Origin of the sequence: Bacillus sp. UNC125MFCrub1.1, assembly GCF_000701305.1 — a bacterium.
Lineage (GTDB): Bacteria > Bacillota > Bacilli > Bacillales > Bacillaceae > Bacillus > Bacillus altitudinis.
This window is the reverse complement of sequence record NZ_KL370769.1, coordinates 1063193-1088255: the sequence shown is the minus strand read 5'-3', so window position 1 is coordinate 1088255 and position 25063 is coordinate 1063193. Positions and strand designations below refer to the sequence as shown.

The window sequence follows — 25063 nt, the reverse complement described above, 5'->3', positions numbered from 1 at the left end:
TAATATGGCTGATCATTTATTGCAAGAGTCATGACTTTATATTTCTCGTTATTATAACAAATTTATTTCACGATAGAAAAGCCTTTTTACTCATTTTCTTGCTGGAACTTTTTCATAAAGTCCGCAAGCTTTTGGCAGTCTTCTATAGAGACGGCGTTGTAAATCGAGGCTCTGCATCCGCCAACAGAACGGTGGCCGGCGAGTCCAACCATTTGTTCTTGTTTTGCTTTCTCCACAAAGGATGCAGTGAGTGCATCATCACGAAGGGTAAACGTGACATTCATATGCGAACGGCTATCAGCACGTGCATGTCCTTTGTAAAAACCGCCGCTTTGATCAATCGTATCATACAGAAGCGCTGCTTTTTGTTCATTGCGTTTTTCTGCTGCTTCTACGCCGCCTGCCTGTTTCACATGCTCCAGGACAAGGGACAGCATATAAATCGCAAAAGTCGGTGGTGTGTGATAAAGAGAATTGGCTTTGGCATGTGTTGAATATTTTAAAATTTTAGGTGTGCCGCTTTTTTCTTTCTCTAATAAACGTTTGCGCGCGATCACAATCGTGATACCAGAAGGCCCTAGATTTTTTTGTGCCCCGGCATAAATGAAATCAAATGAAGACACGTCTATTTTTTTGCTGAGAATATCACTGGACATGTCGGCAATAAGCGGGAGTGACGTGTTCGGGAACGTTTTCCACTGAGTACCGAAAATGGTATTGTTCGATGTGATGTGCAAGTAAGCACCGTCATTTAAAATGGACGCATCTACATCTGGAATATACGAATAGTTGTCGTCTTCACTTGAGGCAAACACTGATGTTTCACCAAATCCTTTTGCTTCTGACAAGGCTTTCTCTGACCAAGCACCTGTTTGGATGAAATGAGCCGTTTCGCCTTCATGTAAGAAGTTCATCGGAATCATTGCAAATTGAAGACTTGCCCCGCCTTGTAAAAAGAGGACCTCATAATCTTCTGGAATGTCCATCAATTCTACCAAGAGTGCTTTCGCTTTATTGTGGACTTCTTCATACTCACCGCTGCGATGAGAAAGTTCCATCACAGACATCCCGGTTTGTTTAAAATCAACAAGTTCTTCCTGTGCTTTTTGAAGCACTTCTAGCGGCAGCGCCGCCGGACCAGCATTAAAATTCGTCGTTCGCTTCATCACAATCTCTCCCTATTTCTCGCGTTAATGGATCAAAAGATAAAACCATCCTATCACAAATTTGAAGCATTTGGACAAAAAATTTGAATCGTCCTAAATATCTTACGATTCAGAGGATAAGCACAGAAAAGAAGTGAAAAAAAGAAAAACCTCATCCATTAAGATGAGGTAAGGCGCGTATGGATGGCAGAAGAAATGTCTTTTAAATCCTCTGATGTATATTGATCTTGGTGAGATTTCCATACGGCACCAAAGCCGTCGCCTTTACCATAACGTGGAATGATGTGCATATGGTAATGGAACACAGATTGTCCGGCTTTTTCACCGTTGTTGTTCAGAAGGTTTAAACCAATTGGTTCAAATTCTTGCTTAATCGCTCTAGCAATTTTCGGAATCGCTTGGAAGTAATGATTAGACACTTCTGGTGTCATGTCATAAATGTTTTCTTTATGTATTTTCGGGATTACAAGGGTATGTCCTTTTGTTACTTGGCTGATATCAAGAAAAGCCAATACATGCTCGTCTTCATATACTTTTGCACATGGAATGTCTCCATCAATGATCTTGCAAAAAATGCAGTCGCTCACGCCATGTCACTCCTCATTATTTTTCCTTTATCGTATCACAAAAAGAAGCAAAAAAGAAAACAGGACAAGCGAACTCCTTTGGTCGCTCATCCTGCTCCTGCAGAAGAAATGCTGATGCTTTCATTTGATATGCCTTTTGAATTCTCTATCTACTGAAATAAAGAATTCATATGCCTGCTATTTCTGCCGTAAACACCTCATTTGACGTTTTGGTTCGTCGTATACATATTTGTATAGGACACAAAAATCAAGAATCAGTGAAGCAAAACAGAAGCTAAGGTTTTTAGATGAAAAACCAACTTGTCATGCGGTTATTGCCTTTAACAAACACCTCATTTACGTATTGGTCATCAAGTTCATTTCTTCTACATACATTATGATGACCAGTATGCCGATGTTTTATTCATGAGTTGTCTATAGGTAAACATTTCAAATTGTCTTTCGTTTTTGGTACTATAAAGGAAAAAAGAAAGAAAGGAACGAACTGATGTCCCTTCTAACTGTAAAAGATGTAACGGGTGGATATACAAAGAATCCCGTTCTGAAAAATATTTCATTTGAATTAGAAAGAAACCAAATCGTTGGTCTCATTGGCTTAAACGGGGCGGGAAAAAGTACAACCATTCGTCATATTATTGGATTAATGAAACCTCATAAAGGGGTCATTGAGCTGAACGGACGAACCCTTCAAGAAGATCAAGAGGCGTATCGTTCACAATTTACGTTTATTCCAGAGACACCTGTCTTATATGAAGAATTAACGTTAAAAGAGCATTTAGAGCTGACAGCGATGGCTTACGGCCTTTCAAAAGAACAATTAGAAGAACGTCTGCCGTCTTTGCTGAAGGAATTCCGAATGGAGAAGCGATTGAAATGGTTCCCTGCTCATTTTTCTAAAGGGATGAAGCAGAAGGTGATGATTATGTGTGCGTTTCTTGTGGAGCCAGAGTTGTATATTATCGATGAGCCGTTTTTAGGGCTTGATCCGCTTGCGATCAACGCATTATTAGAACGGATGAATGCGGCGAAACAAAACGGCGCAAGTGTTCTGATGTCAACGCATATTTTAGCCACAGCGGAACGTTATTGTGATTCCTTTATTATTTTGCATGAAGGGGAAATTAGAGCGAAAGGAACACTGACAGAACTAAGAGAGCAGTTCAACATGAGAGATGCGACACTCGATGATCTTTATTTGGAATTAACAAAGGAAGAAAGCTATGAGTAAAACAACGCAAACCATTTGGAAATCACGATTAGAAGAACACGTACAAGAAACAAGAAAATATTTAAAATATATGTTCAACGATCATCTTGTGATTGTGCTCATTTTTTTCCTTGCAGGCGGGGCGAGCTGGTACAGTAATTGGCTGAAGCATATTCCAGCTCACTTCCCATCCTATTGGGTCATGGCAGTTGTTTTCTCATTGGTACTGACTAGTTCTTACGTGCGAACGTTGATCAAAGAGGCAGATCTTGTGTTTATGCTTCCTTTGGAAGCTAAGATGGACCCTTATTTAAAACAAGCGTTTAACTTTAGCTTCATTTCTCAGTTATTTCCTTTGATTGCCGTGTCCATTATTGCACTTCCGCTATATTCGGCTGTCTCCTCAGGCGATCTGATGCTATATGTGCTCATTTTGGCGCAAATGATCTTAATAAAAGGTCTGAATACAGCAATTCAATGGAGAATCACTTATTTTCAAGGGAAACATGTCAGATGGATTGATGCAGTGATTCGTTTTCTGCTCAATACAATGTTAATGTATACCGTTTTACAAGCAGCTTATGCCATTGCCATCGTCTTTTATCTTTTATATGCTGTCTATCTCATTTATCTAACAAATGCAGTAAAAAAACAGCCCTTTCAATGGGAATTGCATATTTCTGATGAGTTAAAACGAAAACAGCGTTTTTACCGCTTGGCAAACTTATTTACGGATGTCCCTCATTTAAAGAAACAAGTGAAAAGAAGGGCGTATATGGACTGGGTCTTGCAGTTTGTTCCTTATGAACAGCGTAAAGCTTTTTCTTATATGTATGTGAGGGCGTTTTTACGTTCAAATGACTATTTTGGTCTTGTGTTTAGGTTAACGGTCGTGTTTGTGCTCATCCTCTTGTATACAGGTGCAGCAGGCTGGGTGGGGGCATTACTTGTCTTGTTTACAGTCTTTATCACAGGTGTACAGCTTGTCCCGTTAACAAAGCACTTTGCTCATCTGTCGTTACAGGCACTTTATCCTGTGTCTCAGCAAGAAAAAGATCGAAGCTTTTTTGTTCTCGTACGAAATGTACTCATTATCCAGTCAATTTTACTGAGCTCCGCCGTTTTCCCAGCAGGTGGATGGAAGGGAAGCGGACTTGCTCTTCTCATTTCATTGGTATTTGTGCTTGTCCTCTTCAAGCCTTACGTACAAAGCAGATTAAAAAAGATGAGATAAGCATTTTTTACAGCGTGTGTATGATGTCATCAAGGAGGGAACTGGGATGAATGCAGCTGAACGGGAACTGTATGAAGAGGCCATTTTTTTTCAAATGCGTTTTTTAAGAAAACCATCCAAGATCGAGCGGTTTTCAAAAGGCGTTCAGCAGCAAGTGAATCGCCGAATCCCTACTCGATTTCATCAAGTCATCACAAGTGCGGTGAAAACAATGGTTGAATCCACCGTATCAGGAAGCCATTTTACTTCATTTACAGTCATTGATGAACAATTGTCTATTGTAGAGCGAAATGAGCTGGCAAAGGAAAAGGTGACATATTATCAAAAGGCCGCTGCGATTGAAGGAATTGGCACAGGTGCGGGTGGATTGTTTCTCGGAATGGCGGATTTCCCTCTACTTTTGAGTATTAAAATGAAATGTCTATATGAACTTGCTTGTATATATGGATTTGACTTGTCTCAAAAAGAGGAAAGGCTCTTTTTGCTTTGTATTTTTCAACTCGCCTTTTCAAGCAGTGCACACCGTCAAAAAATGATGAAACTCATTGAAGAATGGGAAACAACCCGGGAAGAAATGGATTGGTATAGCTTTCAGCAGGAATATCGAGATTATATTGACCTTGTGAAGCTGTTTCAATTAATGCCTGTGGTCGGTGCCGCTGTTGGCGGGGTGGCAAATCATCAGCTGACAGGACAGCTTGGTGAAGTCGCACGCCATGTGTTTCACTTGCGTGTGTTGAAGGAATTGAAATAGAAAAGCCGCTGCCTAACAGCGGCTTTTTTTTATTCATCGTAGGAAAGGACGGCATGAGCGAGTACCTTTGCTGCGACAGGCATTGCGTTTTCGTTAATATCAAATTTCGGATGGTGATGTGGATACACATCTTGGCTGTTTTCTGGCATAGCGCCTGTGTAGAAGAAAGTACCAGGAACATGCTGAAGGTAGTAAGCAAAGTCTTCTCCGCCCATTTGGGTTTCGGCTTCTTTTACTTCTGTGACTCCTTCTGTCTGTTTGGCTATTTCTGCTATATATTCAGTTGGTGCAGGGTGATTTTTGACTGCAGGATAGCCTCTTACATATTCATAAGTATAAGAGGCATCGTGCATGTGGCAGACACCTTTCACCACCTGTTCAATTTCACGTTCAATGATATGGCGTGCACTCTCTTCAAAGGAACGTGCAGTACCTGTTAGCACGGCCGAATCTGCAATGACGTTAAAGGCATTTTCAGCGACAAATCCCCCTACAGATACCACCGCAGAATCAATCGGGTTGACTTTACGGGCCACGACCTGCTGAAGATTGGCTACAATTTGTGAACCGATGAGTACGGCATCTTTCGTCAGGTGCGGCTGTGCGCCATGTCCGCCTTTACCTTGCACTTGAATAGAGAAACGATCGGCCGCTGCCATAAAGTTCCCGCTTTTATAAAGAACAGTGCCGCATGGCTCTGAGGACCAAAGGTGGGTGCCGAAAATGACGTCAACACCGTCTAAACAGCCATCTTCAATCATTGGTTTCGCACCGCCGGGGGCATATTCTTCAGCGTGTTGATGAATGAGGACGATTTTTCCTTTTAATTGATCTCGGTGCTCATGTAAGATCTTCGCTAAGACGAGAAGTGTTGCTGTGTGGCCATCGTGACCGCATGCGTGCATGACGCCAGGTTTTGTTGAACGGTAAGGTACATCCTTTTCATCATGAATGGGAAGTGCATCAAAATCAGCTCTCAGTGCAATGGTCGGTCCAGGGGAAGCTCCTTCAATAAAAGCGAGTACACCATGTCCGCCTACATGTGTGCGTGTTGGGATATGTAATCTGTCATAATATTGAGCGATGTAAGCAGCTGTTTCCTCTTCTTGAAAAGAAAGTTCTGGATTCATATGGAGATGGCGTCTAATTTCAACCATTTCCTCATAATGTTCATCAAGACGTTCATTGATCCTTTTGTGTAAAGTGGATACTGTCATTGATCCGAAAACCTCCTTTAGGCTCTTTTACTGATTGTATGGTAATTGTTAGAATCTTTCAACAGAAGAGGATGTCGAGAATGATAGAAAAGGTCATTTTACATAAAAGTCGAAGGTTAAGTATGAAGCTTGAAAAAGGGGGAGTGGCATTGGGAAGCTGTCCAAATTGTTCAAAAGCATTTTCTTTCGTCGAAAAATTTCATTTATCGCATACGAGAATGATGCTTTGTCCAAGCTGCCGGCATCAAATCAAAGAAACGTTCGTTTCAAAGATGAGCTTTTTGATGATTTGTCTGATTCCACTGTTGGTACTACTTATTCAGATGAAAGGTGCTTCACCTATGCTCAAATGGCCCATCTTATTAGGATGGATCTTGCTGAATTTTTATGTACTTCAGCCAATCATTCATCGGTACGAGCTTAGAGAAAAGCGTTAAAAGCCCAGCAGAAGGGCTTTTTTTTATGAAAAAAAGAAGTGCGAAAAGCAGCACTTCCTTAATGGTCTATGACGGCATGATAGGATGTCAGATAGGCAGGACGAGAGAAGATGGAGCCAGTATCCTCGTGCGGCTGAAAGAACGCTTCTGACTCTTGAAAGTCTTGAAATAAGTCTTCAGATTCCCAAAGGGTCAAAATCAAGTACACCTCTTCATCCTTTTTTGGTCTTAACACACGAAGCGCCTGAAAGCCGCGCTGGTGTTCTGACATGTTTGTTTTTTTCTGAAAGGTGGATTCAAAAAGTGCTCTGCTTTCGAGCTTTACAGGGATATGATTCAGCGTGACAAAGCCAGATTGGACGAGCTCACCTTTTGTATAAATCACATCATAGGCATGGGGTGCTTTAAAGACTGTCTCACCCTCCGTTTCATGAAAAAGAGCCGCTTGTTCCTTACCGACCGTATAAAGCAGATTTTCAAGATGATGTTTTTTTGCGATTTTTTGCAAAAAGTCTGCTGTTCCATATGTAATATAGAAATTCATCTAAACCGCCTCCTGCTTGATAGTATAACAAAAGAATGATATATAATTCTTTGGTAGTCAATCCATAAAACATATTATGAAGCAATACATCCCATACTATCCGTATAAAGGAATGAGGTGACCTAATTTGAAGAAAAAGAAGATAATCATTCCATTAGTCATTGCAGGAAGTACAATCGTGCTTTCATTTATTGGCTATCTGACCATTTTATTTTTAGGACATTATGTCATAGATGAGAAGAAGCTCGTTTTTCACGCTTCCTCGAAAATCATTGATCAGAATGGAAAAGAACTCACAAGCATGTATTCAGAAAATCGGGACCCTGTGTCATTAAAAGAGGTCCCAGATAAAGTGGCGAAAGCTTTTGTTGCTGTAGAGGACAAGCGCTTTTATGAGCACCACGGAATTGATGCACAATCGATTTCAAGGGCGGTTTATCGAGATATATTAGCAGGTGGAAAGGTAGAAGGCGGCAGTACCATCACCCAACAGCTCGCCAAAAATATCTTTCTCACAAATGATAAAACGTTTCTTCGAAAAACAAAAGAAGTCATTATTGCGATCAATTTAGAAAGAGATTATTCAAAGGACAAGCTGCTTGAAATGTATTTGAATCAGCTTTACTTTGGTCATGGCGTCTATGGGATCCAAGCAGCGGCCAATTACTATTTTAGTAAAGATGTAAAAGATCTCACTGTCAGTGAAGGAGCTACACTTGCTGCCATGCCAAAGGCACCTTCAACGTATTCCCCTGTTCTACACCCAGATAAAAATAAACAAAGACGGGATACCATCCTGAATTTAATGAATGAACAAGGATATTTGTCTTCTACAGAAACAGTTGAAGCAAAAGGAAGAACACTTGGTATTCATTTAAAAAAGAAATCTGAAACCCCTTGGGTGGACAGTTATGTAGATCTCATGATTAAAGAAGCAGAATCACAGTATTCGATTTCGCATGAACAATTGCTTCAAGGCGGCTATACCATTACGGTACCAATCGATATGAATTTGCAAAAAGTTGCCTATGATGCGATGAAAAACAATCGTTATTTCCCGGGAAAAAGCGGTTCACCTGAAGGCAGCGCTGTGTTTATTGACAACGCATCTGGTGGTGTAAAAGCAGCAATAGGCGGACGAGAATATCAGGCAAGAGGCTATAACAGAGTCACAGCTGTTAGACAGCCTGGTTCTGTCTTTAAGCCGATCGCAGTATATGGTCCAGCGATGCAGGAGAAAAAATTCAGACCGTATTCACTGCTTGAGGACAAGGAAAAAAGCTATGACGGCTATTCTCCAAAGAACTACGATGGACAGTACGAGGGCAGGGTCACGATGGTAGATGCCTTAATGAAAAGCAAAAATACATCTGCCGTATGGACGTTAAGCCAGCTTGGCATCGATACGTCTAAATCCTATCTTGAGAAAATGGGGATGGATATTTCGGATAAAGGACTTGCCATAGCGCTTGGCGGTTTAGAAAAAGGGGTTTCTCCGTTGCAGATAGCTGGAGCATTTCATACATTTGCAAATGAAGGCGTCTATAAAAAGCCGTTCTTCATTCAAAAAATCACGAATGATGATGGAGAAACCGTTGAAAAAAATCGAAACAAAGAAGAACGAGTGTTTAGCGTACAAAATGCTTGGAATATGACAAGAATGCTTCAACAGGTCGTCAAAGGCGGAACCGCTCAGAGCGGATCATACGCTGGAGATTTGGCTGGTAAAACAGGCACAACTACGTATGCCGGTGTCAAAGGGGCAACGAAAGATGCTTGGTTTGCTGGCTACACGCCTAGTACAACAGGGGCAATCTGGATGGGGTATGACAAAACGGATAACAGTCATTATTTAACTGGCGGCAGTCAGTATCCAGTGCAGTTAATGAAAGATATTTTAACGACAGCCCAAATAACCAATGAAACATTCCAAAAACCAGAGGGAATTAAAGAACTTCAATCGCCAATCCATTTAGAAGGACTGTCAGGCTTTGAAGCACGTTATGCATTTAAAATCAAAGGGCTCTTTACATTGGAGCTGTCATGGGATGAACAGGAAGACAAACGCGTTGAATATCGTATTTATGAAAAGAGAAATGGAAGCGAGACCCTGATCGATTCTGTAACGGGAACAAACAGCTACACAATGCCGTATGCAAATGTGTTTTCAGATGCGCAGTATAAGGTTGTTCCATACAATACTCAAACACAAGAAGAAGGCGAAGGCAGTGCTTATATCAAGCCAGAGGCTTTTGGACGTTAATATTCGGCGATTTTTTGAACATTGAGCCGCTTTAGTATACCGAGCCTTGAAAAAGCGGTATAGTAAAAGCAGTGTTTGAGCCTTATACAAAGAGAGTGTGAGGCGAAAGGTGGAATGAAAGGTAATGGGAAAAACGAAGGCTTTTAATGACACGTTCTTAAAGGCGTGCAAAGGGGAAAAAACAGACCATGTACCGGTTTGGTATATGAGACAGGCAGGACGCTCGCAGCCTGAATATCGTGCCCTTAAAGAAAAATACGGGCTATTTGAAATTACGCATCAGCCAGAGCTATGTGCTTACGTAACAAGACTTCCTGTAGAACAATATGGTGTAGATGCCGCTATTTTATATAAAGATATTATGACTCCGCTTCCAGCTATTGGAGTGGATGTTGAAATTAAAAATGGAATTGGACCAGTGATTGACTCGCCTATTCGGACAAAGGCAGATATCCAGCGTCTTGGAGAGCTTCATCCTGAAGAAGACCTGCCGTATGTGCTTGATACGATCAAGCTGTTAACAGAGGAGCAGTTGAATGTTCCGCTGATTGGTTTCGCAGGTGCACCTTTTACGATGGCAAGCTATATGATTGAAGGCGGTCCATCTAAAAATTATCATAAAACAAAGGCGCTCATGTACAGTGAGCCAGAGACATGGATGCTTTTGATGAATAAATTAGCCGATATGACGATCACATACATACGCGCTCAGGTAAAAGCAGGCGTCCGAGCATTTCAAATCTTCGACTCTTGGGTTGGCGCTTTAAATGCAGCAGATTACCGGACCTTCATTAAGCCTGTCATGCAGCGTATTTTCACAGAGCTGAAGTCTGAAAACGTACCAATGATTATGTATGGTGTCGGTGCGAGCCATCTGGCGAAAGATTGGCATGACTTGCCGCTTGATGTCGTTGGACTGGATTGGCGTATGAGTATAGACGAAGCGCGAAAAGAAGGCTTAACAAAAACGTTACAAGGAAACCTTGATCCAACGATTTTACTTTCTCCTTGGGAAGTGATTGAAGAAAGAGCAAAAGCGATTTTAGATCAAGGGATGAAATCAGATCAATTCATCTTTAACTTAGGTCACGGGGTATTTCCTGATGTCTCACCAGACACGTTAAAGAAGCTGACTGACTTTATTCACGATTATTCAGCTAAACATAAAAAGACATCCATCTAAATGATTTCAAATGATCTGAAGGAGTGTTGGTTGTGGAGAAAAAGAAAATGGGGCTACTTGTCATGGCATATGGCACCCCATATAAAGAAGAAGACATTGAACGTTACTATACACATATCCGCAGAGGCAGAAAGCCAGAGCCGGAGATGCTGCAAGATTTAAAGGACCGCTACAAGGCAATTGGCGGCATTTCTCCTTTATCCAAAATTACAGAACAGCAGGCAAATGGCTTGTGTGAACATTTGAATGAGATCCAAGACGAGATTGAATTTCATGTATACATTGGGTTAAAACACATCGAGCCTTTCATTGAAGATGCGGTCGCTGATATGCACCGAGATGGCATCACAGAAGCGGTGAGTATTGTCCTTGCACCGCACTTCTCCACATTTAGTGTGAAATCGTATAACAAACGTGCACAAGATGAAGCAGAAAAGCTTGGCCATCTGAACATTACTTCTGTTGAAAGCTGGTACGATGAACCGAAGTTTGTGGACTATTGGGTGAAACAAGTGAAAGAGACGTATGCATCCATGAGTCAGGAAGAAAGAGATTCAGCAGTGCTGATTGTGTCTGCACACAGTCTTCCTGAAAAAATTATTGCAGCAGGGGACCCATACCCTGATCAGCTTGCACAATCTGCAAAAATGATTGCTGAAGGTGCAGGAATTGAGCATTATGAAATTGGCTGGCAAAGTGAAGGCAATACGCCTGATCCGTGGCTTGGGCCAGACGTACAGGATCTCACGCGTGACCTATTTGAGCAAAAAGGCTATAAAACATTTGTATACGTGCCTGTTGGATTTGTCGCTGATCACCTTGAAGTGTTATACGACAATGATTATGAATGTAAAGTCGTCACGGATGAAATTGGTGCAGCTTACTATCGTCCAGAAATGCCAAATGCGAAACCAGCATTTATTGATGCACTGGCAGCAGTCGTATTAAAGAAGCTTAATGAAAGCAAGTAATCATATAAAAGAAGGCGATCCTATGCATGACAATCAAAAACACCTTGTCATCATTGGCGGTGGCATCACAGGTTTGGCCGCCGCCTTCTATTTGGAAAAGGAAATTGAAGAAAAAGGCCTTCCTATCCAAATATCTCTTATTGAAGCGAGTCCTAGGCTAGGTGGAAAAATTCAAACATTATATAAAGACGGTTATATCATTGAACGTGGACCCGATTCATTTTTAGAAAGAAAGGTCAGTGGACCCCAGCTGGCAAAAGATGTTGGTCTATCTGATCAGCTCGTCAATAATGAAACAGGGCAAGCGTATGTATTAGTCAATGAAACCCTTCATCCGATGCCAAAGGGCGCTGTCATGGGCATTCCAACTCAAATCAGTCCTTTCATTACAACTGGGCTTTTTTCAGTTGCCGGAAAAGCACGTGCAGCGATGGATTTCGTTTTGCCAAAAAGCAAACAGACAGAAGATCAGTCTCTGGGGGAATTTTTTAGAAGACGTGTGGGTGATGAAGTGGTGGAGAATTTAATTGAACCGCTACTATCAGGCATTTATGCTGGTGACATTGATCGCCTGAGCTTAATGTCTACCTTCCCGCAGTTCTATCAAACAGAACAGAAGCATCGCAGTTTGATTCTTGGGATGAAAAAATCACAGCAGCATGCTAAAGCGCAACAAGTGACAGCGAAAAAGCAAGGACAGTTCCAGACAATCAATCAAGGGCTGCAAGCACTTGTTGAAGCGGTCGAAAGTAAACTCAAGCTGACGAAGATTTACAAAGGGACAAAAGTAACCCAGATCGAAAAAGCCGAGGGAGGCTATGGCGTTCAATTAGACAGCGGTCAAACGCTTTTTGCAGATTCTGCCATTGTGACAACTCCTCACCAATCGATCTATTCCATGTTTCCAAAAGAAGCAGGGCTTGAGTACTTGCATGACATGACATCGACTTCTGTTGCAACAGTTGCACTCGGATTTAAAGAAGAGGATGTTCACAATGAATATGATGGTACTGGTTTTGTCATCTCAAGAAATAGTGATTTCTCCATTACAGCATGTACGTGGACAAATAAGAAATGGCCTCACACTGCACCTAAAGGAAAAACATTGCTCCGTGCATACGTTGGGAAAGCTGGCGATGAATCAATTGTCGAACAGTCTGATCATCAAATCGTGAGCATCGTGCTGGAGGATTTGAAGAAAATCATGGATATTAAAGCAGATCCAGAGCTGACGACAGTGACTCGCTGGAAAACAAGCATGCCGCAATATCATGTGGGTCATCAAAAAGAGATTTCGACGATGCGAGAAACGTTTAAGCAATCATATCCTGGTATTTATATCACGGGTGCTGCATTTGAAGGTGTTGGGATTCCTGATTGTATTGATCAAGGAAAAGCTGCCATTTCAGAAGCTGTATCTTATCTATTTTCATAAAAAACAAACTCCCTTTTCTGTCATGGAAAGGGAGTTTTTCATGTTCGTATGTTTAGAAAAGAGTGGTGAATAATAAAATTGAACAAAGTTGTTGCATCTGAGGAAAAGGATGTGGTATATTACTTTCTGTACTTAATGACCGAAACGTTCAAATAGTCATTTTGGGAGTGAGATCATGAGTGTTGATAGGAGACAAATGATTTTAGATGGAGCAACAAAGGCGTTTACCCAGTTCGGGTATAAAGCCACGACAATGGACCTTGTAGCAAAGCTTGCCAACGTCGGAAAAGGAACGATTTATACCTTTTTTAAAAACAAAGAAGAGCTGTTCGATGAAATTTTCACATCACTGTTAATGGAGATGAAGAAAATTGCAGATGAAGCAATAGATGAGAAGAATAGTTTCTCTGAAAACCTTCACTTAGCACTCTTTGCAATATTAGAATTTCGAAAAAACCACCAGCTTACAATTAAAATCTTTCAGGAAAATGCGGAGCTTGGCACATCAGCAGTGAAAGAAATGATTGAAAAAATGGAGCAGATGATCATTCGCTATATTAAAACAAAAGTAAAAGAAGCGATTGAAAAAGGCGACATTAAGCCCTGTGATCCTGAATTGACGGCATTTGTGATGGTGAAACTATATATTGCACTTATTTTTGACTGGGAAAAGCGATATGAGCCTTTAACAAAAGAAGAGGTCGCTGAATCGCTCGAGCTTTATGTACTAAAAGGACTGTCTGCAACAACATAATTTTTTTTGAGTTCAAATGACCGAATTCTTAATTTAGTCATTCATCAATGGGAGGAAAACAGCAATGAATGTAATTCGGAATCAATGGAAAGACATTGTGACGAGCAAAAAACTACTGATCCCGATTTTAGCTGTCTTATTTATTCCACTGATTTATAGTGGTGTATTTTTAAAAGCTTACTGGGATCCATATGGTACAGTTGATCAATTACCTGTAGCGGTTGTCAACTTGGATGAAGGCAGTCATTATGACGGCAAAACCCTTCAAGTGGGCGATGATTTAGTGAAGGAATTGAAGAAAAACGATAGTTTTAAATGGCATTTTGTTGATAGTGAAGAAAAGGCCATCAGGGGGTTAAATAACGAAGACTATTATCTCGTCGTCGAGATTCCGAAAGATTTCTCGAAAAATGCGAGTACAGTACTAGACAAACATCCGAAAAAATCGAATCTGAAATATTATACGAATCCAGGCGCAAACTATGCTGCGTCTCAAATTGCGAATAACGCCATTATCAAATTAAAAGATTCGGTTTCAAAGGAAGTCACAGAAAATTATGCAGAGGTCATCTTTGATAACTTCAAAACGATTGCAAAAGGATTAGATCAAGCAAGCGATGGAGCGAAGAAAATTGATGACGGAACAAAAAGCGCAAAAGACGGTAGCCAAAAGTTAAAAGACAATCTGGCGAAATTGGCAGAAGGAACGTTAACGTATAGCGAAGGTGTTCATCAGTTTGCAGGAAAAATGGGTGAACTGAACACTGGAATTCAATCTCTTGATAGCGGTCTTGGTCAGCTCTTAACAGGCTATCAAACGATTGATCAGAAATTTGGTGAGCTTGGCACAGGAATTGATACATTGACCGAAGGGTTAAACACAAGCCGTGAAGGACATGAGCAGCTTTCTTCTAAAATGCCGCAATTCACAGCAGGCATTGAGCAGCTGAACAATAAAGCACAGTCATTTTCAGAAAAAATCGCTGCTGTGGAGAAAGTATTGTCTTCACCTGAATTAGCGAATCTTGAAAAGATGGCGCCTAAGATTGATCAGGTGAAAAAAGATGCAAAAACGTTTAGTACCAAACTTGCTTCTTTAAAAGAAGCATTATCTAATCGAGATGCAAAAGTAAAAAGTATTATTCAAAACAGCTCGATGACAGATGAAGAGAAAAAGGCGGCAATGGATCAGCTAGACAGTCTGCCTACAATCGAACTGCCTGATTTGTCTGGTCTTGAGCAAAGCTTAGCGGCGCTGCAGGAACTGCCTGACGCAAGTGAAGTTCAGTCTGCGGTTGCATCTGCAAAAGCACAGCTACAGCAAGTCAAGCAGCTGCCAGAGAAAACAGAACAGCTGTATACATCAACAGTCGCCATACAAAATGCGATTGATCAAATGACATCCGGTACGAATAAATTGTATCAAGGTGCACTGAAGCTTCAAACGGGTCAAGGGAAATTACAAGATGGCCTGCAAACAGCAAATGGAAAGCTTGATACAGCGAAAAGTGGTGCGGATAAACTGGCAAACGGATCAAGCCAGCTTAGTGCAGCATTGAATAAACTAGAAAGTGGATCAGCGAGTATCCAAAGCAACTCATCTAAACTGGCTGAAGGGTCAAAATCCCTTGATAAAGGATTAGGTGACTTAAAAAGTGGGACTGGAAAGCTTTCTGATAAGCTAAAAAGCGCTGCAGATGAAACAGGAGACATTGATGCGGGGCAGGACAATTACAATATGATTGCAAGCCCAGTCAAAACAGAGAATGATACAGCGAAAAAAATTGATAACTATGGAACAGGGCTCACACCATATATTTTATCAATGGGACTCTTTGTTGGAGCTCTTATGCTGACTGTTGTATTCCCAATGAAAGATCCTGCAGGACGCCCTAGAAATGCGTTTGAATGGTTTGTCAGCAAATATAGTGTGCTTCTCTTAGTCGGTATCTTGCAGGCAGTGATTGCAAGCTCCATGCTCATCTTTGGACTTGGACTTGAGGTGGAAAGCCTCTGGCGCTTCTATCTCTTTGCGATCATCGTCAGTCTGACATTCCTAGCGATCATTCAGCTTCTTGCGACGACGATGGGGAACCCAGGACGCTTTATTGCCGTCATTATCTTGGTTCTTCAGCTTGCAGCAAGTGCGGGTACATTCCCGCTTGAGCTTGTACCAAAATTCTTCCAAGTCATTCACAGTCTGCTTCCAATGACGTATACCATCAACGGATTTAGAACGATCATTGCCAGCGGTGATAACAGTTATTTATGGCACCAAGCAGCGATTCTTGGAACAGTAGCCATCATCATGATGGCTGCAACAACAGCATACTTTGCTTGGAACATAAGAAAAATGAAACAAGAAGAAGCTTAATCAAAAAAACCTTTCTCTTCCATGAGAAAGGTTTTCAGCGTGTAGACAAACCCTCGCATGCGGTGTCAGTCCTGCGCTTCGGTGCTCACGAATGTTAAATTCGCTCCGCCCCGATGCTCGTCCTTCCTAGCATGCAAAGGTTTTCTATCACGCTGAAAAGAAGACAAAGGGCTAAAATCAAGTTCATTTTAGCCCTTTGTCAACAATCTGAAACCTTTCTCTTCCATGAGAAAGGTTTTTTTGATTAGAAATTAGACATCAGGAACCCGAAGCGATATATTTTAAGAAGGATGCTGAAAAAAGGCATGCTTGGAAAGAATTTCTTTTAGATGAAGGAGGATATGCCGAATGACAACGGAAGTAAATGAAACGGTTCAGCTTATTCAAAAGCTTGTGTCAATCCCAAGTCCATCAGGAAATACTGAGAAAGTGATTGGCTTTGTCGAACGTTTTTTACAAGATTTACATATTGAAACGAAGCGAAATCGAAAAGGCGGATTAATTGCCACCCTAAAAGGAACAGATGACAAGGAACACCGCATGTTGACAGCACATGTCGATACGCTCGGTGCGATGGTCAAAGAAATTAAATCAAATGGCCGGCTGCGTCTTGCACTCATTGGAGGCTTTCAATATAACTCGATAGAAGGCGAGTATTGTGAAATTGAAACAGTAACAGGTCGTACATACACAGGTACCATTCTGATGCATCAAACGTCCGTTCACGTATATGAGGATGCTGGAAAAGCGAAGCGAAATCAAGAAAATATGGAGATTCGCTTAGATGAGAAAGTGAAAAATGCAGACGATGTGCAAGCACTCGGCATTCAAGTAGGAGACTTTATCTCATTTGATCCTAGAGTGGAAGTGACATCTTCAGGTTTTATTAAATCAAGACACCTTGATGATAAGGCAAGTGTGGCGCTGTTGCTGAGATTGATTCACCGCATTCAAACAGAGAACATCACATTGCCGCATACGACACATTTCTTAATTTCAAATAATGAAGAAATCGGATACGGTGGGAACTCGAATATCCCGGAAGAAACGGTGGAATATTTGGCTGTTGATATGGGAGCCATCGGTGACGGTCAATCAACCGATGAATACAGTGTGTCGATATGTGTGAAGGATTCTAGCGGTCCTTATCACTATGGTCTGCGCAAACATTTAGCAGCATTAGCTGAGGCAAATAAGATCGATTACCGCCTTGATATATACCCTTATTATGGCTCAGATGCGTCGGCAGCGATTCGAGCAGGGCATGATATCATTCATGGACTGATTGGACCTGGCATTGACTCTTCGCATGCCTTTGAAAGAACCCATGAAGACTCATTGATTCATACAGCCAATCTTCTGTACCACTATGTTCAAAGCAAATTAATCACAGTATAAAAAAAGAACCCCATGATCGGGGTTCTTTTTGATTAGCTTGAAAGTTGTGTTGGCTCAGGTACATCTTGTCCAGTCATCACGCGGTGTCCTTTTTCAGGGTCATATTGCCCTTCCCATTTAGACATCACGACAGCTGCAAGTGCATTACCAGTTAAGTTGACAACGGTTCTTGCCATATCCATGATACGATCAACACCTGCAATAAAGGCTAGACCTTCAGCAGGAACACCGATCGTTCCAAGTGTTGCAAGTAATACAACAAAGGATGTACCAGGAACGGCAGCCATTCCTTTTGATGTCACCATCAGTACAAGAATCAGTGTGAGCTGCTGTACGATTGTGAGGTCAATGCCATATACCTGCGCTAAGAAAAGCGCCGCAATGGCTTGATACAAGACGGAGCCGTCCAGATTAAACGTATAACCAATTGGGATAACAAAAGAAACAATTCCTTTTGGACACCCAATACGCTCCATTTTATCCATGACTCTCGGTAAAACTGTTTCAGAGCTGGATGTACTAAAGGCGAGAAGCATTTCGTCTTTCATGTAAGCAAGAAATCTGAAAATATTGACGCCAATCATCTTTCCAATAATTCCGAATACAACGATAAGGAAGAGAGCGAGCGCAAAATAAACAAGACCTACGAGCTTACCTAATGAAACGAGAGATTCAAGACCAAATTTTGATACTGTCACACCAATGAGCGCGAACACACCAAATGGTGCAGCTTTCATCACAACATTGACGACATGGAACATCGCATGTGACACACCTTCAAAGAAGGCGAGCACTGGTTTGCCGCGTTCACCAATCGCTGAAACGCCAAGTGCGAATAATACAGTGAAGAAAATAATCGCAAGCAAATCACCTTCCGCCAATGATTGGAAGAAGTTCGTCGGAACGATATGAAGGAACGTATCAGCAACCGATTTACTGCTTTGTTCTTTTTCCGTTTCAACATACTGGCTAATATCCTGTTTTTCTGTATGTCCAAAGTCAACGCCTGCACCTGGTTGAACAAAGTTCGCAAGCACAAGACCAAGGATGATCGCAAACGTTGTGATAATTTCAAAATAAAGAATGGTTCTAAAACCAAGCTTCCCTACTTTTTTACCATCACCCGCACCTGCAACACCTAAAATTAAGCTAGATACGACAATCGGAATGACAATCATCTTAATGAGTCGTAAGAAGAAGTCTCCAATTGGTTTTAAATATGTCTCAACACCAGGGTTACCGAAAAAGATCGCACCAACCACGACACCGAGAATAAGACCGATTAGGATTTGAGTAGCTAATCCAAATTTTAATTTTTTCATAGATTTCCTCCCTAACTTATTCATTAAAGGAATATTCCCATTATATTAAGTTTTAATATATGAATTAAAGTATAACTAAAATTAAAGAGGTTCGTCCACGATTAAATTATATTAAGAAAATACAAAATTATTTGAAAAAATGGACACTTCGAACCCCCTTCGTTGTTTTAAGTCAATAAAAAGTGCCTTCCGAACTAAAAGTCATCATATGAAAATACTAAAAAACCCTTTTGTATCAAGGGTTTTACCTTTTTACCTATTTTTCAGAAAAAATAAAAAGCACTTTTGACTCCAACTGACGACGGAGGAAAAAAGTGCTTTTTTATTCTATTTATTTCCTTATTTAAGATAACTTACTTGTGAGCATTCCTCACATTCATTACCGTAACACTCGTGCTGTTCCATTAAATCATTTCCACATTTTGTGCATTTTTTTGAAGGCAAATTTCTAAAAAACTCAGTGATTTTTCCTAGCATTTGTCATCCTCCAATACGTTTTATTGATATCATTGTATTATAACAGATTAATAATTGTCAATCTGTTTTGTAACAATAGGCAAGAAGAATGCTTTTTTTATGAAAAATGGGTATATTGTAAGAAGGGGATTTTTTGAAAAGGAGGAAATATGACGATGAAATTAACCGTGATTGGCTGCTACGGAGGATTTCCAGCAGCTGGTGAAGCCACATCAGGTTATCTTTTTGAATCAGATGGTTTTCGTCTGCTTGTCGACTGCGGGAGCGGAGTTCTGTCAAAGCTTCAGCAATACATTGATATAGAAGAACTAGATGCTGTACTCCTTTCTCATTATCATCACGATCATATTGCAGATATCGGACCTCTCCAATATGCGAAGCTAGTGGGTTATCATTTAGGAAAAAGCAGTGGTCCGCTGACGATCTACGGACATACCGGGGATCAAGCAGCATTTCAGCGGCTCTCTGATGATGTACATACAAAGACAAAACCTTATCACCCGGAAGAGGGCATTCAAATCGGACCATTTCAAATTGATTTTTTGAAAACGGTTCATCCGGCAGAATGCTATGCGATGAGAATTCAGGCAAATGAGGCTGTGGTGGTGTATACAGCTGATTCCAGCTATCAAGATGCATTTATCCCTTTTAGCAAGGATGCAGACTTACTTATTGCCGAAAGCAACTTTTACGCTGGACAAGACGGATCGGGTGCAGGACATATGAACAGCACTGAAGTAGGGAAGCTGGCAAGTGAAGCAAATGTTGGAGAGCTCATCATCACCCATCTGCCTCATTTCGGTCGGCATAAAGACCTAGTCAATGAAGCACAGGCGTTATATACTGGCAATATACAGCTTGCCCATTCAGGGCTTAGATGGAACAAGGAAGGAAGATAGAGATGCTGTTTATCGATAACGAGCAACATTATGACCCAATGATTAATTTAGCCATTGAAGAGTATTGCTTAAAATATTTAGATCCAGAAGAAACGTATTTGCTGTTTTACATCAACCAGCCGTCCATTATTATTGGAAAGAACCAAAATACAATAGAAGAAATCAATACAAAATATGTGGAAGACAATGGCATCAAAGTCGTTCGCAGGTTATCTGGCGGTGGTGCAGTTTACCATGACAAAGGAAACTTGAACTTCAGTTTTATTACAAAAGACGATGGGGACAGCTTTCATAACTTTAAAAAATTCACCGAGCCAGTCATCAAAGCGCTTGAAAAGCTTGGCGTCAAAGCGGAATTAAGCGGCAGAAATGACATCATGGCAGATGGGCGTAAAATTTCGGGGAATGCTCAATTTGCTACACGAGGACGTATCTTCAGTCATGGCACCCTATTATTTGATTCAGAAATTGAACATGTTGTCTCGGCATTAAATGTGAAGAAAGAAAAGATCGAATCAAAAGGGATTAAATCCATTAGAAGCAGGGTCGCCAACATTAGTGAACTGATGGATCAAAAAATGACAACAGAAGAATTTAGAAAAATTCTTTTAAGCTATATTTTTGACACGAACGGAGACGTGCCTGAGTATAAGCTGACAGAAAAAGATTGGGAGAAGATTCATGAGATTTCTCGTGATCGATACCAAAAATGGGAATGGAACTACGGCCGTTCACCTAAGTTTAACTTGCAGCACTCTAAGCGTTTTCCAGCTGGATCGATTGATCTTCGATTAGAAGTGAAAAAAGGCATCATTCAAGACTGCAAAATTTTTGGTGACTTCTTCGGTGTAGGAGATATTGCTGATATTGAGAAACGACTCATTGGGCAGCAATATGATCGCAAAACCATTAGTGATGTATTAGAAGACATGGATATGCGCCATTATTTTGGTAACGTATCAAAAGAAGATTTTCTGGATTTGATTTATTAAGCAAGGACAAGCACGGCTAGAGATAGCGGTGCTTTTTCTAATGAAAGGGATGAAAGCGGTTTACATTTGATCTTGTGAATTTTTTCGATTGTCTATTATAATAGAAAGGAGGAATGTTTGGTCATAAAATGAATGGCTATTCATTCATTGATGAAGTATAAGGGGTGGGAGAATGGATTTGATCAAAAATCTTGAGCAGACTGCGATGACCAAGGGAGAGAACGTCGCACTGATCTTTGAAGGGAACAAGTGGACCTATCAAGAACTGATGACAAGTATCGAACGTTTTGCAGATGGTTTAGTGAGCGAAGGGTTTCAAGCGGGAGATCATATCGCACTGATTTTAGGAAATTCACCGCATTTTGTGATTTCATTTTTTGGTGCATTAAAGGCAGGACTTGTTGTTGTACCTGTCAATCCAACATATACGCCAAGTGAAATCGGCTATATGCTGGTCACTGGTGATGTAAAAGGGATTGTTGCACCGGATCAGCTTCTGCCGATATACGAGCAGGTGTATGAACAGCTTCCAGCTATTGAACGAGTCATTATTTGTGCACAAAATGAATCTGCGTGCAGGTCAAGTTTAAAAGAAGTATCTGATCGTCTTGTTTTCTTCGGAAAGCTTGTGTCTGGAGATGCGCCGGAAACTGAGCATCCTGTCATACAACCTGACGATACGGCCGTTATTTTATTTACATCTGGCACAACAGGAAAACCAAAAGGGGCAATGCTCACTCATGTTAACCTATATTCAAATGCAAGAGACATTGCGGAGTACCTGTCAATTGATGAGAAGGACAAGGTGATTGCTGCTTTGCCGATGTTCCATGTGTTTTGTTTGACCGTCTGTATGAATGCCCCTTTGATTCATGGAGCGACCATCTATGTCCTGCCGCATTTCAGCCCATCAGAGCTTTTACGAATGATGGAGAAAGAAAAACCAACGCTATTTGTTGGTGTTCCAACCATGTATAACTATTTATATCGTCAGGACGGTCATGAGGAAGCGATGAAGTCGGTGAGGATTTGTATATCAGGCGGTGCGTCCATGCCTGTTGCTTTACTTCACGGTTTTGAAGAAAAGTTCGGTGTCACGGTGTTAGAGGGCTATGGATTGTCAGAGGCTTCCCCAGTGACGGCATTCAATCCCCTTGATGGAAAAAGAAAACCAGGCTCGGTCGGCACTGATATTATGAATGTGAAAAATAAGATCGTGAATGAACTTGGAGAGGAAGTTGGACCAAACGAAGTCGGAGAACTGATCGCAAAAGGGCCAAACATTATGAAAGGCTATTATCAAATGCCAGAAGACACAGAAGCAGCACTGAAAGATGGCTGGCTGTACACAGGAGATTTGGCGAGAAGAGATGAAGACGGATATATTTATATCGTCGATCGAAAAAAGGATATGATTCTCGTAGGCGGGTATAATGTCTATCCAAGAGAAGTAGAAGAAGTGCTTTATCAACATGAAGCTGTAGCAGAAGCCGTTGTCATCGGTGTGCCCGATCCAAACACAGGAGAGGCTGTTGTCTGTTACATTTCCCCTAAGAAACATGCTCACATCAATCAAGAAGACATCATCACACATTGTTCACGCTATTTGGCGAAATATAAGCAGCCCCAAACGATCCATTTCATTGATGATATTCCAAAAAACACGACTGGTAAAATTTTAAGAAGAGCGCTAAAGGATAAGTACCAAGCAGAAACAAGTAAATAAAAAAGAGTCTCTTCTTATGAGGCGGCTCCTCAGCGTGTAGACAAACCCTCGCATTCTTTGTCAGTCCTGCGTGCTGGTGCTCACGAATGTCACATTCGCTCCGCGCCTCCTAGACTGCAAAGGTTTTCTATCACGCTGAAAAGAAGACAAGGGGATAAAATCAAGTTCATTTTATCCCTTTGTCAACAATCTAGGGAGTCTCTTATGAAGAGGCTCCTTTTTGAATCGCTTCTTGTACCTGTTTTCGAAAGGAATTTGACTGTTTTTGATTTAATTCATAATAGGTGCCGTCTACTAAAAAAACAACTTGAGAGCGGTTGGTCCATAGCTGAAAAGAAGTGCCATTTGTCCGTCCGAACATGACCTTGGCGATATAATCTGGCTTCTTTACATTCTTTTTGAGATGGCTGCTTGTTTGTTTCCCTTTGTTTAATTGTTCAATTAGATCCTCAGTTGTATCTTTATCATCTATTTCATAAGAAATGGACTGGTTCGTCGGTGAAAGCAATAATTTCTCTGCTCGATTTTCATCGAAGATGTCACTTGTCCGGCTGAACACATAAAAGAAGGTAATCAGTAAAAGCCCAAAGATCACAATTCCTGCAAGGATTTTCTTCATGATGAACCTCCAACTCACTTTTTTATAGTTAGTTTCTCCGATTTTTGAACAGCATAATCATTTTTTTCACTCAAGCTTTTTCAGATAGGGCATGCTATGATGGAGCCACATGAGACAGGTTCTAAACAAAAACGTGCGTGATTACAATAGAGAGAGAAATGGAAAGGAGGCTGACCAGTGCGAGTACGCAAATGGATAGCTCTTGCAACGGTAGCATACATATTGTATGGTCTTTTTATTTATTCTTACTTATTTCTAATGGGGGATTCATCTGTCCCTGACAGTGTGAAAGGGACAAGTGCAGACCCGCATACATTTATGACAAGCCATGAGCTTTTGATCAGTGGAAATTACTCGAACATTCGTAACCTGTTGTACTTTATGACAATTCCTTTAGATTGGTATGTCTTTTTCCTTTTGCTCATTTCAGGGTTTTCAAGGAAATTAGCAGATTGGAGCTTGGCAGCAGCTCGTTTTCACCTTGTGAGCAAACTTGTGTATGTGTTTGTGCTGTCACTTTTGACGATGCTGATCACATTGCCGGTCAAGTGGGTGAGCTACCAGTTGTCCTTGTACTACGGTGTTTCAGCACAAAGCACAGCAAGTTGGCTAAAAGACCAAACGCTTGATTTTTGGATTCAATATCCACTGCTTGTTCTATGCGCGATTGTGTTCTTTTGGCTCATTCAAAAGAAAAGGAAATATTGGTGGCTGTATGCTTGGTGTTTAACCGTTCCAGTTACACTATTTCTCTTCTTTATACAGCCGGTCGTTATTGATCCACTCTACAATGATTTTTACCCATTGAAGGATCAAGCGCTTGAGAAAAAGATATTAACTCTTGCAGAGAAAGCACACATTCCAGCAGATCATGTATATGAAGTCAACATGTCAGAGAAAACAAACACGATGAATGCTTACGTCACAGGAATTGGTGAAAATAAGCGTATTGTTTTGTGGGATACGACACTTCAAAAGCTGAAAGACCGTGAAATCTTATTTATCATGGCGCATGAGATGGGACATTACGTGATGAAGCATGTGTATATCGGTTTAGCAGGATATTTAGTGTTGTCTCTGGTTGGATTTTTTGCCATTGACCGTCTTTATTTTTCCCTTTACCAAAAAGGCGCTTCTCCATTTCGTCTGAAGGCACCACATGACGTTGCTGCTCTTCCGCTTCTGTTGATCATTGTATCTATGCTGTCATTTGCTGCTTCTCCTTTTACAAATGCTGTGTCAAGACATCAAGAACGTGCAGCTGATGAATATGCCGTGAATTTGACGAAAGATGGAGAGGCGGGGGTGACGTCATTTCAAAAGCTTGCAAAATCAGGGCTTTCCCAAGTCAATCCGCCACTTTTAGTGAAAATATTCCGCTATGGACACCCAACGATGATGGAGAGAATCATCGATATGGAAAAAGCCGCAAAAAAAGAGGAAACATCGAAAAAGCAATAAATAAAAAATCCGGCTCAGTTCGCCGGATTTTTTTGTCACACTT

General features: G+C 41.0%; 22 protein-coding genes. 15 read left to right on the top strand and 7 right to left on the bottom strand.

Features of this window, described 5'->3' with window-relative positions; all coding sequences use genetic code 11:
- Window positions 1–86 precede the first annotated feature (86 nt).
- Both serC and N521_RS18275 read right to left on the bottom strand, forming a co-directional pair.
- A complete protein-coding gene (gene serC, locus N521_RS18280; protein ID WP_035392524.1) occupies window positions 87–1166 on the bottom strand; it encodes a 3-phosphoserine/phosphohydroxythreonine transaminase in 1080 nt (359 codons plus the stop codon).
- 158 nt (window positions 1167–1324) lie between these two features.
- A complete protein-coding gene (locus tag N521_RS18275) occupies window positions 1325–1753 on the bottom strand; it encodes an HIT family protein (RefSeq protein ID WP_008348883.1) in 429 nt (142 codons plus the stop codon).
- Window positions 1754–2240: 487 nt separating this feature from the next.
- Between N521_RS18275 and N521_RS18270 the strand changes: the two genes are divergently transcribed.
- Genes N521_RS18270 through N521_RS18260 form a run of 3 tightly spaced genes read left to right on the top strand, consistent with a single transcriptional unit; the run spans window position 2241 to window position 4948 of the window.
- Window positions 2241–2981 carry an ABC transporter ATP-binding protein gene (locus N521_RS18270; RefSeq protein ID WP_008348877.1) on the top strand — a complete coding sequence of 247 codons (741 nt, stop codon included), beginning with the start codon at window positions 2241–2243 and terminating at the stop codon, window positions 2979–2981.
- Window positions 2974–4194, top strand: a complete 1221-nt coding sequence (locus N521_RS18265; protein ID WP_017360312.1) for an ABC transporter permease — start codon at window positions 2974–2976, stop codon at window positions 4192–4194. The genes N521_RS18270 and N521_RS18265 overlap by 8 nt, the downstream gene beginning before the upstream one ends.
- Before the next feature lie 46 nt (window positions 4195–4240).
- Window positions 4241–4948 carry an EcsC family protein gene (locus N521_RS18260; protein ID WP_025207035.1) on the top strand — a complete coding sequence of 236 codons (708 nt, stop codon included), beginning with the start codon at window positions 4241–4243 and terminating at the stop codon, window positions 4946–4948.
- A gap of 29 nt (window positions 4949–4977) precedes the next feature.
- Here the strand turns inward: N521_RS18260 and N521_RS18255 are convergent, their stop codons facing one another.
- Window positions 4978–6165: a M20 family metallopeptidase gene (locus tag N521_RS18255; RefSeq protein ID WP_008348870.1), complete on the bottom strand. Its 1188-nt coding sequence runs from the start codon at window positions 6163–6165 to the stop codon at window positions 4978–4980.
- A gap of 143 nt (window positions 6166–6308) precedes the next feature.
- Between N521_RS18255 and N521_RS18250 the strand changes: the two genes are divergently transcribed.
- The gene (locus N521_RS18250; RefSeq protein WP_226650789.1) at window positions 6309–6602 is read left to right on the top strand and encodes a hypothetical protein; all 294 of its coding nucleotides are present in this window, start codon (window positions 6309–6311) and stop codon (window positions 6600–6602) included.
- 58 nt (window positions 6603–6660) lie between these two features.
- On the opposite strand, the gene N521_RS18245 is transcribed toward N521_RS18250, so the two are convergent.
- The gene (locus tag N521_RS18245) at window positions 6661–7146 is read right to left on the bottom strand and encodes an antibiotic biosynthesis monooxygenase family protein (protein ID WP_007497177.1); all 486 of its coding nucleotides are present in this window, start codon (window positions 7144–7146) and stop codon (window positions 6661–6663) included.
- A gap of 127 nt (window positions 7147–7273) precedes the next feature.
- Here N521_RS18245 and N521_RS18240 point away from each other — a divergent pair, with 127 nt between their 5' ends.
- The 7 genes from N521_RS18240 to N521_RS18210 all read left to right on the top strand — a co-directional run bounded on the left by N521_RS18240 (window position 7274) and on the right by N521_RS18210 (window position 17524).
- The gene (locus N521_RS18240) at window positions 7274–9409 is read left to right on the top strand and encodes a transglycosylase domain-containing protein (protein ID WP_035392519.1); all 2136 of its coding nucleotides are present in this window, start codon (window positions 7274–7276) and stop codon (window positions 9407–9409) included.
- 124 nt (window positions 9410–9533) lie between these two features.
- Entirely contained in the window at window positions 9534–10592 is a 1059-nt protein-coding gene (gene hemE, locus N521_RS18235) for a uroporphyrinogen decarboxylase (protein ID WP_007497181.1), read from the top strand.
- Window positions 10593–10624: 32 nt separating this feature from the next.
- The gene (gene hemH / locus N521_RS18230) at window positions 10625–11563 is read left to right on the top strand and encodes a ferrochelatase (RefSeq protein ID WP_017366949.1); all 939 of its coding nucleotides are present in this window, start codon (window positions 10625–10627) and stop codon (window positions 11561–11563) included.
- A gap of 22 nt (window positions 11564–11585) precedes the next feature.
- Entirely contained in the window at window positions 11586–12998 is a 1413-nt protein-coding gene (gene hemY, locus N521_RS18225) for a protoporphyrinogen oxidase (protein ID WP_025207039.1), read from the top strand.
- Between the two features lie 175 nt (window positions 12999–13173).
- Window positions 13174–13752 carry a TetR/AcrR family transcriptional regulator gene (locus N521_RS18220; RefSeq protein WP_026050070.1) on the top strand — a complete coding sequence of 193 codons (579 nt, stop codon included), beginning with the start codon at window positions 13174–13176 and terminating at the stop codon, window positions 13750–13752.
- A 64-nt stretch (window positions 13753–13816) separates the two neighbouring features.
- The gene (locus N521_RS18215) at window positions 13817–16126 is read left to right on the top strand and encodes a YhgE/Pip domain-containing protein (RefSeq protein ID WP_035392516.1); all 2310 of its coding nucleotides are present in this window, start codon (window positions 13817–13819) and stop codon (window positions 16124–16126) included.
- A gap of 348 nt (window positions 16127–16474) precedes the next feature.
- Window positions 16475–17524 (top strand): M42 family metallopeptidase, encoded by a 1050-nt coding sequence (locus tag N521_RS18210; RefSeq protein ID WP_025207042.1) that lies wholly within the window; start codon window positions 16475–16477, stop codon window positions 17522–17524.
- 32 nt (window positions 17525–17556) lie between these two features.
- On the opposite strand, the gene N521_RS18205 is transcribed toward N521_RS18210, so the two are convergent.
- Window positions 17557–18846, bottom strand: a complete 1290-nt coding sequence (locus N521_RS18205) for a cation:dicarboxylate symporter family transporter (RefSeq protein ID WP_008348850.1) — start codon at window positions 18844–18846, stop codon at window positions 17557–17559.
- Window positions 18847–19185: 339 nt separating this feature from the next.
- The gene (gene yhfH, locus N521_RS19480; protein WP_008359029.1) at window positions 19186–19323 is read right to left on the bottom strand and encodes a protein YhfH; all 138 of its coding nucleotides are present in this window, start codon (window positions 19321–19323) and stop codon (window positions 19186–19188) included.
- 155 nt (window positions 19324–19478) lie between these two features.
- On the opposite strand from yhfH, the gene N521_RS18200 reads away from it, so the two are divergent.
- The 3 genes from N521_RS18200 (at window position 19479) to N521_RS18190 (ending at window position 22940) form a co-directional block, all read left to right on the top strand.
- On the top strand, window positions 19479–20222 hold the full coding sequence (locus tag N521_RS18200; RefSeq protein WP_035392666.1) for an MBL fold metallo-hydrolase: 744 nt from the start codon (window positions 19479–19481) through the stop codon (window positions 20220–20222).
- Window positions 20223–20224: 2 nt separating this feature from the next.
- Window positions 20225–21214: a lipoate--protein ligase gene (gene lplJ, locus N521_RS18195; RefSeq protein WP_035392513.1), complete on the top strand. Its 990-nt coding sequence runs from the start codon at window positions 20225–20227 to the stop codon at window positions 21212–21214.
- 172 nt (window positions 21215–21386) lie between these two features.
- The gene (locus N521_RS18190) at window positions 21387–22940 is read left to right on the top strand and encodes a fatty acid--CoA ligase family protein (RefSeq protein ID WP_035392511.1); all 1554 of its coding nucleotides are present in this window, start codon (window positions 21387–21389) and stop codon (window positions 22938–22940) included.
- Window positions 22941–23142: 202 nt separating this feature from the next.
- Here N521_RS18190 and N521_RS18185 read toward each other — a convergent pair whose 3' ends face one another.
- Window positions 23143–23559 (bottom strand): YhfM domain-containing protein, encoded by a 417-nt coding sequence (locus N521_RS18185; protein WP_007497192.1) that lies wholly within the window; start codon window positions 23557–23559, stop codon window positions 23143–23145.
- 177 nt (window positions 23560–23736) lie between these two features.
- Between N521_RS18185 and N521_RS18180 the strand changes: the two genes are divergently transcribed.
- Window positions 23737–25020, top strand: a complete 1284-nt coding sequence (locus N521_RS18180; RefSeq protein WP_017360300.1) for a M48 family metallopeptidase — start codon at window positions 23737–23739, stop codon at window positions 25018–25020.
- The last annotated feature ends 43 nt before the right edge of the window (window positions 25021–25063 follow it).